Annotated in this window: 12 protein-coding genes; all 12 read left to right on the top strand. The window is 43.5% G+C overall.

Translation table 11 applies throughout. From position 1 onward, the window contains the following. Positions 1-31: 31 nt before the first annotated feature. The 12 genes from ACVFI8_RS21215 (at position 32) to ybgF (ending at position 12,261) form a co-directional block, all read left to right on the top strand. Complete coding sequence (locus ACVFI8_RS21215; RefSeq protein WP_457872613.1) at positions 32-688, top strand: TetR/AcrR family transcriptional regulator; 657 nt, start codon at positions 32-34, stop codon at positions 686-688. Next, positions 675-1,976 (top strand): efflux RND transporter periplasmic adaptor subunit, encoded by a 1,302-nt coding sequence (locus ACVFI8_RS21220; RefSeq protein WP_457872615.1) that lies wholly within the window; start codon positions 675-677, stop codon positions 1,974-1,976. Before ACVFI8_RS21215 ends, ACVFI8_RS21220 begins: the two co-directional genes overlap by 14 nt. Further along, complete coding sequence (locus ACVFI8_RS21225) at positions 1,969-5,073, top strand: efflux RND transporter permease subunit (RefSeq protein WP_457872617.1); 3,105 nt, start codon at positions 1,969-1,971, stop codon at positions 5,071-5,073. The genes ACVFI8_RS21220 and ACVFI8_RS21225 overlap by 8 nt, the downstream gene beginning before the upstream one ends. Positions 5,074-5,155: 82 nt before the next feature. After that, positions 5,156-5,776 (top strand): Holliday junction branch migration protein RuvA, encoded by a 621-nt coding sequence (gene ruvA / locus ACVFI8_RS21230; protein WP_248715525.1) that lies wholly within the window; start codon positions 5,156-5,158, stop codon positions 5,774-5,776. 15 nt (positions 5,777-5,791) lie between these two features. Continuing rightward, positions 5,792-6,799, top strand: a complete 1,008-nt coding sequence (gene ruvB / locus ACVFI8_RS21235; protein WP_248715524.1) for a Holliday junction branch migration DNA helicase RuvB — start codon at positions 5,792-5,794, stop codon at positions 6,797-6,799. Between the two features lie 173 nt (positions 6,800-6,972). Continuing rightward, positions 6,973-7,371 carry a tol-pal system-associated acyl-CoA thioesterase gene (gene ybgC / locus ACVFI8_RS21240; RefSeq protein ID WP_457872618.1) on the top strand — a complete coding sequence of 133 codons (399 nt, stop codon included), beginning with the start codon at positions 6,973-6,975 and terminating at the stop codon, positions 7,369-7,371. Beyond that, positions 7,361-8,044, top strand: coding sequence for a protein TolQ (gene tolQ / locus ACVFI8_RS21245; RefSeq protein WP_248715522.1), 684 nt, complete (start codon positions 7,361-7,363; stop codon positions 8,042-8,044). Before ybgC ends, tolQ begins: the two co-directional genes overlap by 11 nt. Before the next feature lie 12 nt (positions 8,045-8,056). Further along, a complete protein-coding gene (tolR, locus tag ACVFI8_RS21250) occupies positions 8,057-8,494 on the top strand; it encodes a protein TolR (RefSeq protein ID WP_248715521.1) in 438 nt (145 codons plus the stop codon). 13 nt (positions 8,495-8,507) lie between these two features. Beyond that, positions 8,508-9,524 (top strand): cell envelope integrity protein TolA, encoded by a 1,017-nt coding sequence (gene tolA, locus ACVFI8_RS21255; protein WP_457872619.1) that lies wholly within the window; start codon positions 8,508-8,510, stop codon positions 9,522-9,524. Between the two features lie 5 nt (positions 9,525-9,529). Continuing rightward, positions 9,530-10,879, top strand: a complete 1,350-nt coding sequence (gene tolB, locus ACVFI8_RS21260) for a Tol-Pal system beta propeller repeat protein TolB (protein ID WP_457872621.1) — start codon at positions 9,530-9,532, stop codon at positions 10,877-10,879. A gap of 28 nt (positions 10,880-10,907) precedes the next feature. Further along, positions 10,908-11,465 carry a peptidoglycan-associated lipoprotein Pal gene (gene pal / locus ACVFI8_RS21265; protein ID WP_248715518.1) on the top strand — a complete coding sequence of 186 codons (558 nt, stop codon included), beginning with the start codon at positions 10,908-10,910 and terminating at the stop codon, positions 11,463-11,465. 25 nt (positions 11,466-11,490) lie between these two features. Next, entirely contained in the window at positions 11,491-12,261 is a 771-nt protein-coding gene (gene ybgF, locus ACVFI8_RS21270; RefSeq protein ID WP_457872623.1) for a tol-pal system protein YbgF, read from the top strand. Positions 12,262-12,341: the final 80 nt, after the last annotated feature.

A 12,341-nucleotide genomic window follows, 5' to 3' on the forward strand; every position in this document is an offset into this window, starting at 1 on the left:
TATTCTTCAAGTGAGGAATATTGGCTAATAAATGATACATAAAAAAAAAGTCGGTCGCCCCAAAGGGGACAGTCAGGCAAGGCAAGAGTTGATAAACGCTGCCACCATTCTGTTTGTGTTGCACGATTACGACAAAGTATCTATACGAATGATTGCTGCTGAAGCTGCCGTTGATCCAGCACTCATCCGCTACTACTTTGGCAACAAAGCCAATTTATTTGGGGAAATGTTAAACAGCGTAGCCAAACCGGTATTTGCATCATTAGATGGACCTGTTAACCATCTAAATACCAGCAACCTGACAAACCTAATGCGTAATTACTATAAAACGATGGTCGATAACCCTAATTTCCCCAAGCTAATTTTTAAACTGGGATCAATGCCAAATGGACATGAAAGTACCCAGCAATTTGAGCACGTGATCAATAATATGGGTAAATTTAAAAGTAAGCGGCTTTTTGAACATTTGTGTAAGGATAATTCTTTTATCGATGGCGTGGATGCCGAGCTTGCGCAACTCAGCTTTATGAGCCTAATGGTCTTTCCATTTTTGATGCCTCAACGTTTATTAGAAAAAAATGGAATACAACTTTCAAAAGACAAATTTATAAAACTTGCCGAACACAATATTCAGTTGTTAGAGCGCGGACTATTTAAACAAAAGGATGATAACAATGAGAGTAGCTAAGCCATGGTTAATACTGCCCGGTGTCGCAGTGGGGATACTATTGCTTGCTGTAGCGATAATGACTAAAGAAGTGGTTCCACTTAATAGTGAACACCAAAACTCTCGTTTAGTGGAGGTCCGCATATTAGAAAAGATGGAGAGTGCGCCTGTTGCACTGGGCTATGGGAAAGTTGAGCCAAAAAATACTTGGGAGGCTGTGGCTGAAGTCTCAGGCAGTCTAGTTTATCGTCATCCGCAACTCGAAGAGGGCCGGTTTCTAGAAAAGGGCAGTTTGTTGTTAAAAATTGACCCACTTGAATACCATCTTCAAATGACTCAAGCAGAAGCAAACTTAAACGCTAGCAAAACTCAACTGGCAAGGTTAGAACAAGAATTGGCTAACTATCAAACCAGCTTAGACATCGAACAACAACGAGCAGTGTTGATTGAAGAAGAGTTTTCACGCAAGCAAAAACTAAAAGACCAGAACTTGATCTCTAGTTCAGAATTAGAAACCGAAAAACAAAATGTACTTACTCAAAACAAAGTCATACAAGATTTAGAAAACGCCTTGCAATTGGTGCCAGATGATAGACGGGTACTAGAAGCGCAATATGCAGTAGAGCAGGCTAAATACCAAGACGCTCAACGCCAATTAAGTAAAACCGAGATTGTGTTGCCTTATGACGCAAAAATAGCCGAAGTAAATATTGAAACTAATCAGGTCGTGAACCTGCAATCAGTGATGGTGGTTGCTCAGAAGTTAGATACCATGGTGGCTCACGTACAATTGTCATTGACTGATATTAGAAAGCTAATGGAGAGTGTCCAGCACTATCGTAGTCAAGCAGGTTTGCCCTCTATCGACGATTTAGAATTTACTGCGAGCATCAGCTTAGTGGCGTCTGGTATCGAGTATCGTTGGCCAGCTAAAGTGGCGCGAGTTGCTGAATCTGTCGATGTAGAGCAGGCGACTGTAGGCATGTTTTTAGAAGTCGAACAAAACCTAGCTAACATGGATTTTGCCAATCAAATCCCGCTTACCAAAGGGATGTTTGTTGAGGCTGAGATTACAGGCTACCCGCAAAGTCAGTTTGTTGTACCAGAAAAAGCCTTACACGGTGACAGTATCCATTTAATTGACGAAAACAACCAATTAAGAATTCAACCGGTTAACATCTTATTTAGAAGCAAAAATGGGGTAGCGATTAGTGGTGATCTGCAACCTGGCCTGCGCTTAATACTGAATGACCTTATCCCAGCGGTGAACGGCATGGATTTACGGGTAGAGGGTGAAAGCAATGCTTAACTTTTTCATTCGTCATCCAACTCTAGCCAACTTATGTATGGTGAGTTTTCTGCTATTGGGTTTAAGCAGTTTAGGAACGCTAAAACGCGAAACCTTTCCAGAATTTACCAACCCTTTTGTTATCGCTACTGTCGTTTATCCTGGCGCGTCTCCTAGTGAAGTTGAAGAAAGTCTCTGTATGCGTATGGAAGATGCTGTTGACGGCTTATCGAATATAGAAGAAACACGCTGTGAAGCGGTTGAAGGGCTAGGTTCGTTAATCGTAAAACTTGATGGTAAAGCTGATGTAGGCCGTATGTTAGTCGACATTCAAACTGAAATTAATGCGATTAAAGATTTTCCCTTAGAAATCGAACCGCCCGTGGTTAAAGAAATGGATTGGGCTGAACCGGTTGTTGATATTGCCATTAGCGCTCCGGCTTCTTGGCCAGATCTGAAAGCCTACGCTGAACAACTTAAACATACTTTGAAAGTAGATTACGGAGTGGCGATTGTGACGGTCAGTGGTTTTTCCGACCACCAACTTCGTGTTGAACTCGACCACACCGCGTTACGCAGGCTTAACTTAAGCGTCACGGATGTTGCCGATGCTATCAGCAATCAAAATATCAATTTGCCAGCCGGTACCATTGAACTATTCGAAAAGAACTTACTTATACGTTTTGACCAACGAAAACGTGATCCGGTGGCGTTAGCCAAAACCGTGATAGCCGCCGACCCTAAAGGTAGCGTGGTGTATCTTGGTGACATCGCAACCATCACTGATCGTTTTGAGTTAGACGAAGAGAAAATACTGTTTAACAATCTGCCGTCAGCGGTGCTTAAAATTAGTAAAAACAAAGCCGATGATGCACTGCGTATTAAAGCTTCTGTGCAACAATTTGTCGATGATCAGCGTTTGATAGCGCCAACAGGGGTCCAGCTTACCTTAACCAATGACATGTCCTCCTTGCTCAACGACCGCTTAACCATGATGCTTAAAAATGGCTGGCAAGGAATAATTTTGGTTTTCTTAAGCATGTGGTTGTTCTTCTCGTTACGCTATTCTTTTTGGATTGCAGCAGGATTGCCAGTTGCTTTTATGGGTGGCTTGTTTTTGATGTCAGTGGTTGGCTTATCGATCAATGTCATGACACTGGTTGGCCTGTTAATGGCTATCGGCATTATGATGGATGACGCAATTGTGATCGCTGAATCGATTGCTTCTCATCTTGAAAGAGGCATGAATGCCGATCAAGCCGTAATAGAAGGCGTTAAAAAAGCCGCACCCGGTGTGATATCGTCGTTCTTTACCACCATCTTTGTACTTGGCAGTTTAATGTGGTTGGACGGGCAAATGGGAGCAGTGCTGAGTGTCGTACCCATGGCCTTGCTATTGGTGTTGTGTATTAGTCTTATTGAAGCATTTTTGATTTTGCCTAACCATTTACGCCATACCTTGCAGCATCAACCCATCGAAAAACCTGTTTCAGGTCTGAAAGCACGATTTTTAGCAAGTTTTGAAAATTTCAGATTATATAAATTAGTACCAGCGGTAGCTTGGGTAGTTAAATGGCGCTATGCGTCTTTGGGCGTTGTATTTGCGTTGTTTTTAATGTCGTTATCTTTAGTAGTAAGTGGCGCTTTAAAATTTACCGCATTTCCTGAGCTAGATGGAGATATTGCAGAAGCAAGACTGATTTTACCACCGGGTTCCAGCTTGTCACAAACCGAGGCCATGGTAGAAGAAATCGTCAATGCAGCCACGCTTGTCGGTCAACAATTCACTAAAGATAACAATGAGCCGCAAGCGCTTATTCACGATATTACCGCGCAATATAACTTTAATGCCAATGCCGGCGAAGTTGGGCCACACGTCGCTACTGTGCGTCTAGACTTGCTGTCGGCAGAAGTCCGTAACAGCTATATTGAAGACTTTATCAGTGCTTGGCGAGACAAGGTAGGAGAGCAGGCATTGCCGGTGTCTCTGGCGTTTACTCAGCCAACTATGGGGCCAGCTGGCAGAGCAATTGAAGTTCGATTACAGCATTCTGATCTAGATACATTAAAAGCCGCGTCAGTTGATTTGCAAAATTATCTTGGTCAGTTTTCTGGGGTAAATAGCATTTTAGATGATATGCGTCCCGGTAAAGAAGAGGTTGTGGTGTCTCTGCGTAATGGGGCAGAGTCATTTAACATTAATGGACAATTGGTGGCTCAACAATTACGAGCGGCTTATCAAGGCGCTATCGCAGACGAGTTTCAACTGGGTGCTGAAAATATCCAAATTGATGTCAGACTTAACAAACTACAAGCGGGAAATTTGCAGTCATTAGCTAACTTCCCAATTGTTCTCAATGACGGAAATCAAGTACCGCTATCAGCGGTAGCAAATATTGAATACCAACGTGCTTATGTACGTATTCAGCGTATCAACGGCCTACGTACTGTCACTGTAATGGCTGATGTAGACAGCCGAAAAGCCAATACCAGTGAGGTAATGAGTTTAGTACAAGGCGAATTCTTGCCCACATTGGTTGCAAAATATTCAGGCTTGCGCATTGATTTTGAGGGCGAAGCTAAGGAGAGCGCAAAAGTAGGCGCTTCGTTAATGAAGAGCTTTGGCATTGGTATATTTGGTGTTTTTGCCATTCTAAGTTTCCAGTTTCGTAGTTACTTAGAGCCCGTTATTGTGCTTACCGTTATACCGATGGCTTTGATCGGCGTATTGTGGGGGCATTTTTTACTTGGTCATAGTTTAAGTATGCCATCGATATTAGGATTCATTTCATTAGCGGGCATTGTTACCAACGATTCAATCCTATTGGTTCAATATATACGGCACCATTTAGATGATGGCGATGATGTTTACGACGCGGTTGTTAGTGCGAGTAAAGAACGGTTTAGAGCTGTATTCCTCACCTCATTAACTACCGCTGCAGGTTTACTGCCATTGCTGCTAGAAACTAGCCTACAGGCCCAAGTTGTCCAGCCTATTGTCGTCTCGATTGTTTTCGGCATTTGTGCGTCAACCTTGATGGTATTATTTATTATTCCGGCGGCTTACGCGATTTTGGCTGATTGGAACTTGGTACATAAACATCAGCGCTTAGATTAATATTACCTACTGATGCTAAAGACTGGATAAATATCCAGTCTTTAGGGTAAGCTATTGCTAATTCAGGATTGGAGAACACGAAGTGATAGCCACGATTAAAGGTATCTTAGAAGATAAAGCCCCACCTTTTGTATTGATTGATGTAGCTGGAGTAGGGTACGAGATACAACTTCCGATGAGTTGTTTTTATCAATTACCAGAGTTAGGTGAGTCAGTGCGCTTACTGACTCACTTTATTGTACGAGAAGACGCTCAGCTACTTTATGGTTTCCACGATAATCAATCACGTTCTTTGTTCAAAGAGTTGATCAAGGTTAATGGCATTGGGCCTAAAGTTGCCTTAGCTATCTTGTCTGGCTTAAGTTGTGAACAATTCGTTTTTGCAGTCAAACACGAAGATTTATCCAGTTTAGTCAAAGTCCCCGGAATTGGAAAAAAGACCGCTGAAAGACTATTGGTAGAAATGAAAGATAGGCTTAAAAATTGGAACGTTGAACTCCCAGCAACGCCGATAAGTGATACGATTAATGCAAATGGAGATTTGCCTTTGCGACCCACGGTTGACCCTAAAGAAGAAGCTATCGCCGCATTAGAGTCTCTTGGGTATAAAATCGTGCAAGCTGAGAAACTGGTTAAGCAAGTTTGGATCGCCAATATGACAAGTGAACAATTGATACGTGAAGCCTTGAAGGCTGCGCTGTAATTAAGGTTTAAAGTAATGATAGAAGCTGATCGTTTAGTGGCAGCGACCCCAGTTGCAGAAGAAGAAACCGTAGACCGGGCCATTAGGCCTAAACACCTATCTGATTATACCGGGCAACAAGCGGTAGTGGAGCAGTTAGAGATATTTATCGAAGCTGCGCGCCGACGAGATGATGCTTTAGATCATTTACTCATATTTGGCCCGCCAGGCTTAGGCAAAACAACGCTAGCTAACATCGTTGCCAACGAGTTAGGGGTTAATATCAAAACGACTTCTGGCCCCGTCTTGGAAAAAGCCGGTGATCTAGCTGCTTTACTTACTAACCTTGAGCCCGGAGATGTGTTATTCATCGACGAAATCCATCGTTTAAGCGCAGTAGTTGAAGAAGTGCTTTATCCAGCAATGGAAGATTATCAACTTGATATTATGATTGGGGAAGGGCCCGCAGCACGTTCTATTAAATTAGACTTGCCGCCTTTCACTTTGATTGGCGCGACAACTAGAGCAGGGATGTTAACCTCGCCGTTAAGAGACCGCTTTGGTATTGTGCAACGTTTAGAGTTTTACAACACCAAAGATTTAACCGAAATAGTAAAACGCAGTGCTCACTACTTAAACTTAGAGTCAGACGAAGATGGTGCCTGGGAAGTGGCGCGTCGCTCGCGAGGAACGCCGCGAATAGCCAACCGTTTATTACGTCGTGTTCGTGATTACGCCGATGTGAAATTTGATGGCAAAGTTACTCAAGACATCGCCGAAAAGGCGCTAGATTTATTGAGCGTAGATAGCGCTGGGTTTGATTACATGGATACCAAACTCTTAGTAGCAATTACTGACACCTTCAGTGGTGGCCCTGTAGGTTTAGATAACTTAGCGGCGGCAATTGGTGAAGATAAAGAAACGATAGAAGATGTATTAGAACCATTTCTAATTCAACAGGGCTACTTACAGAGGACTCCGCGCGGTCGTATTGCAAGTGACAAAGCTTATCTGCATCTAGGATTAGATTTACCCAAACGTTAAAACAGCTGTCGTTTATCAACGACAGCTCGCCTAAGCAAGCGGCTTAAAGTGTTTAATTTTAAGCCGTTAATCTAAATTTATTCAGCAAATCTTCAAATTAAGTGGTTTGAGTCTTAACCTTAAGCACTTGCCTGTGTATAGTATTTTCTAATTGTAAAACTAAGGTAGGTTTAATGTCGATTCTTGCTGTACGGGTTTATTATGAAGATACTGATGCCGGTGGTGTGGTTTATCACGCTAACCATATAAAGTACTTCGAACGCGCCCGCACTGAATGGCTGCGAGAGCTTGGTTATGACCAAGATAGCCTAATGGAACAAGACCTTTTTTTTGTTGTACGCGCCCTCAATATTGACTATAAACTTCCAGCGCGCTTCAACCAATTGCTCTCTGTCACTACCCGTATTGATAGCATGAAACGCGCGAGCATGGTTTTTGAACAAACAATCACAAATGCTGAACAACAAGTCATTGCCCACGGAATGGTTACCGTGGCTTGTGTCACATTGTCATCAATGAAGGCCACGGCCATTCCTGAAATATTAAAAGAGGATTTACTCGGTGCACTCTGATATGTCATTTATTGGCTTGTTTTGGCAGGCTAGCCTACTCGTAAAATTTGTAATGTTATTGTTGTTGAGTATGTCGGTCTATTCGTGGGCGATGATCATTAACCGGAACAAGGTACTCAAATCGGCTAAGCAGGCCAGTGATAGCTTTGAGCAAAAATTTTGGTCAGGCGTAGATCTAAACAAACTCTATCAAGAGAGCAACGCGCGTGCTGATCATTTGCAAGGCATGGAACAAATTTTTCATTCTGGTTTTAGAGAATATGTTCGCTTGCACAAAACCAGTGGGCGTAGCCCCGATGCTGTGATGGATGGGACCTACCGTAGTATGCGGGTCTCTTTGTCTCGCGAAGTGGAGTCTTTAGAAAATCAACTACCGGTACTTGCCACTATTGGATCGATTAGCCCCTATATAGGCTTGTTTGGTACTGTTTGGGGGATCATGAATGCATTTATAGCATTGGGCGAAGTTCAACAAGCTAGTTTAAACATGGTTGCACCGGGTATTGCCGAAGCGCTGATTGCAACCGCTATGGGGTTGTTCGCGGCGATCCCAGCGGTCATTGCTTTTAACCGATTTTCTACCAACGTAGCGAAATTAGAAAATGCTTATGTGAATTTTATGGAAGAGTTTTCCAGCATTTTGCATCGCCAAACCCATACTGGCAGTAATTAAAAAGGGGCGAGTATGAACTATTATCAACGTCCCAAACGCCGCTTAGTCGCCGAAATTAACGTGGTGCCTTATATTGATGTAATGTTGGTATTGTTGATCATTTTTATGGTTACTGCGCCGCTGATTACTCAAGGTGTTAAGGTAGATTTGCCACAAGCTAGTGCTGAAGCAATGCCAGAAGACAGTAAGCCGCCGTTAGTGGCTACGGTGACCGAAAGTGGTCAGTACTATTTAGACACAGGTGAAAGCAGTAATTCAGCCAGTGAGTCTTTATCTGGGGATGATTTACAGGCCTTGGTAATTGCACATTTGCAATTAGACCCTAATTTACCCGTGGTAGTACGTGGTGACAAAAACGTGCGTTACGAACAAATTATAAATTTGATGGTATTGCTGCAGAGTGCAGGTGTGCCTTCGGTGGGTTTAATGACCCAGCCTGACAATAATTAGAATAGGAATAGCATTGAAGTCGCCATTTAGCCTATCGGTTATTATCTCAATTTTGCTACACGCCGTGCTGTTTATAGCACTGGTGTGGTCGGTAGATTTTGAACGGGTTAAGTTAGAGCCAACACCTAGCGCACCGATTATTAATGCAACAGCGGTTGATATAAACCAAGTAACGCAGCAAGTTGAACGCTTAAAGCAACAGCAAAAAGCTAAAGTAGATAAAGAAAAACAGCGCACAGCTCAAGCAGAGAAAAACGCCGAGCAAGCGCGAAAGAAACGCTTAGCTGAAGAAAAGCGAATTAAACAACTTGAGCTTGAAAAACGCCAGCAAGAAGATGCCAAGCGTAAAGCAGACGAACAAGCCCGCCGCGCTCAAGAAAAACAAAAGCTCGAGCAGAAAAAAGCCCAACAAGCAGAGGCGCAACGGGTAGAAAAAGAAAAACAACAAGCAGCCGCTGTGGCAGCAGCTGCCGCGGCCGAAGCCGATAAACAACGTAAATTGGAACAACAAAAGAAAGCTGAAGCCGCCGCTAAAAAAGCCGAAGAAGCCGCTCGTAAAGCTGAACAGGCTGCCAGAGAAGCTGAACAATTAAGAGTGCGCAAAGAGGAAGAGGCTCGAGTGGCTGCTGAGAAAGCAGCAAAAGAAAAAGCCCAACGAGAGCGCCAAGCAGAAATGGCCCGTCAAGAAGCTGAATTTGAAAAAGCAATGCTAGAACAAGGGGCTACCGAGCTAAATGCTAGGCGTCAGAAGCAAGTGTTGGGTGAAGTGGATAAGTATCGCGCCTTGATCATGTCAGCAATTCAACGTAATTGGTTGACCGAGCCCAGCATGCTAGGCAAGCAGTGTAGTATAGATATTACCTTAGCTTCTAGCGGCCTTGTCATTGATACAGGCCCAGGGCGAGGGGATCGAGCGGTATGTGAATCTGCGCGCCGAGCAATTAAAAAAGCAGTGACTTTACCTGTATCTAGAGATCCAGAAGTATTCGCTCAAATGAAAAATATTACTTTAACCTTAAAACCGGAATAGCTGAGATGATAAAAAAACTGTTGTTGAGTGTAAGCTTGGTGTTTTCATTTATAAGTGTTGCTCAAGCTAACCTCGAAATCGTAATCACCGAAGGTGTAGACAGTGCTCGACCGGTAGGGGTTGTGCCTTTTGTTTGGCAAGGTCATGGTCAAGCTCCACTAGACTTGTCAAAGGTGGTTGCTGCGGATTTACGCCGCAGTGGTAAGTTTAATCCAGTGGCGATAAGTGATATGCCACAAACCCCACAAACGCTAGAGCAAATCGACTATGAAGCGTGGGCTGCACTAGGGGTAGAAGCAGTCTTAACGGGAAAAGTTGAAGCTGTAGAAGGGGGGAAGTTTAAAGTAAGCTACATACTTGTTGATGTACTGCGTGGTCAAATTACTGCTGGTAATAAACAAGAGCTTAAAGACGGCCAACTAGTCACTAAGCAAGATCACATACTATTAGACCGATATAAGAGTGTCGCTCAAGCGCAGCTCAGACAAATGGCGCACCTAATATCTGATCGTGTATATCAGTCGTTAACCGGCGAAAGAGGTGCATTTTTAACTCGTATTGCTTACGTAGTCGTTGATCTAGAAGCTGCTATGCCTTATCAACTTCGAGTCAGCGATTACGATGGTTATAATGAATCAGCCTTGGTCCGTTCGAAAGAACCATTAATGTCTCCTTCGTGGTCGCCCGATGGTAAAAAGCTTGCGTATGTAAGCTTTCAAAATCAGAAAGCAGAAATTTATACCATTGACGTATACACTGGGCAAAATGACCGTTTAACCACTTATAACGGTATTAACGGTGCACCAGAATGGTCGCCTGACGGCAAGAAACTCGCCATGGTGTTATCTAAGGATGGTCAACCAGATATTTACGTACTGGACCTTGCCTCTAAAAATTTGTCACGGATAACTAAGAATCGTCGTATTGATACTGAACCCACTTGGTCGCCATCAGGAAACGAATTGTTGTTTTCTTCAGAAAGAGGCGGAAAACCGCAAATTTATCGAGTGAACCTAGATACTAAAAAGGTAAATCGAGTCACTTGGGAAGGTGAAATGAACCTTGGCGGTACTGTTACACCCGACGGGTCTGCTTTGGTGATGGTAAGCCGAGTCAACGGGCAATACCGAATCGCCCGTCAAGACTTTGATACTGGCTATGTACAGGTATTAACCCGAACCCAATTAGATGAATCCCCAACTGTAGCGCCAAATGGAAGTATGATTATGTATAGTACTGTAGCAAATGGGCGACAGGTACTGGCATTGGTGTCTATGGATGGACGTTTTAAAGCTACCTTACCAGCAAAAGAAGGAAGCGTTCGTGCTCCGGCATGGTCTCCGTTCTTGAACTAAAACACTATGAGATTACAAGGAATCCATAATGCAATTTGAAAGACTATTCAAAACTCTTATTTTAGGCTTAGCGTTTACCGGTTTAGCCGCCTGTAGTGCCAATAAAACAAGTGACAGTGACGTTAGTGAGCAAGAGAAAGCTGGCGGAATGGTAATTGAAGAGACGACTGATGGCCAAACAGCGGGTGGGGTAGAGACTGGCACCATTGACCCAATCTTGAGTGGTGAAGAAGAGCAACGTCAGAAAGCAGCAGAGTTACGTCAAAGCCAAGTGGTTTACTTTGAATTTGACCGTTCCGACATTCGAGATGAGTTTGCTGAGATCTTAGAAGCACACGCTAGTTACCTACGTGACAATCCATCAGTGACGATGCTTATAGAAGGCCACACCGATGAGCGTGGTACACCAGAATACAATATCGCTTTAGGTGAACGCCGCGGCAAGGCAGTATCTAAGTACTTGCAAAGTCTAGGTGTACTAGCTTCACAAATCTCAATAGTTAGCTACGGCGAAGAAAAGCCGGTTGATAACTCGCATACCGATGCAGCTATGGCTAAGAACCGTCGCGCTGTGTTAGTTTATTAATACGCTTAAACGTGTAGAGTGATTTATGAAATTTAAAATGATTACGGCTACTTCAGTAGCCGTTTTATTATCAGCAAATGTGTTGGCAGCAGCACCTGTTGAAGAAGCCGGAACCGGCAGCGCGGTTGCATTAAGTAGTAGCGCGCTTAGTTCAAGTAATTTAAGCATAGAGCAACGTATAGAGCGCTTAGAGAGAATGATCCAAGCGCGAAATCAAGTCCAGTTGGATATGCAGAACCAAGTTGAAGAACTGTCAGACAGCATGTCAACGATGGTCGGTCAAATTGAACAAAAAAATTATCAAATTGAACAGATGATTGAGCGCCAGCGCGAGATCTATCAAGAGTTAGACCGTCGCTTCGCCCAAGTACAAACGTCAGCAACAACGACTCAAGCTACAGCCGTCGCTACGCCAACGGCCGTAGGTGAAGACCAAGCCTATGACGCAGCGGTTGCGTTAGTGATGCAAGATAAAAACTACGATGCAGCCATTCCCGCATTCGAAACGTTCATTAGCGACTTTCCTAAATCTAGCTATGCCCCTAATGCGCATTATTGGCTAGGTCAGCTACAATATACTCGTGGTCAGCGCGCAGAGGCATCACAACAGTTTAATACAGTTGTTAATGATTACCCTCAATCTAACAAGGTTGCTGAATCTTTGTTAAAACTCGGTATCATTGCGCAATTTCAAAATAACAACGAAGAAGCAAAGAACTTGTTTACACGGGTAGTCGAAGAACACCCTAACAGTGCAGCCGCCGGTTTGGCTAAAAATCGATTAGCACAGTTTTAACCTTAGTTTTCAGCAGTAAAGTGCAGCAAATTCAGAAATCTGTACAAACTTGAAGCTGGTTGCTTAATTGCTGAACGCTT

Source organism: Agarivorans sp. MS3-6, assembly GCF_054112545.1.

Excerpts from the sequence above, each read along its gene's own strand:
- ACVFI8_RS21215 (WP_457872613.1), top strand. The coding sequence starts at position 32 with ATGATACATAAAAAAAAAGTCGGTCGCCCCAAAGGGGACAGTCAGGCA.
- ACVFI8_RS21220 (WP_457872615.1), top strand. The coding sequence starts at position 675 with ATGAGAGTAGCTAAGCCATGGTTAATACTGCCCGGTGTCGCAGTGGGG.
- ACVFI8_RS21225 (WP_457872617.1), top strand. The coding sequence starts at position 1,969 with ATGCTTAACTTTTTCATTCGTCATCCAACTCTAGCCAACTTATGTATG.
- ruvB (WP_248715524.1), top strand. The coding sequence starts at position 5,792 with ATGATAGAAGCTGATCGTTTAGTGGCAGCGACCCCAGTTGCAGAAGAA.
- ybgC (WP_457872618.1), top strand. The coding sequence starts at position 6,973 with ATGTCGATTCTTGCTGTACGGGTTTATTATGAAGATACTGATGCCGGT.
- tolR (WP_248715521.1), top strand. The coding sequence starts at position 8,057 with ATGAACTATTATCAACGTCCCAAACGCCGCTTAGTCGCCGAAATTAAC.
- tolB (WP_457872621.1), top strand. The coding sequence starts at position 9,530 with ATGATAAAAAAACTGTTGTTGAGTGTAAGCTTGGTGTTTTCATTTATA.
- pal (WP_248715518.1), top strand. The coding sequence starts at position 10,908 with ATGCAATTTGAAAGACTATTCAAAACTCTTATTTTAGGCTTAGCGTTT.
- ybgF (WP_457872623.1), top strand. The coding sequence starts at position 11,491 with ATGAAATTTAAAATGATTACGGCTACTTCAGTAGCCGTTTTATTATCA.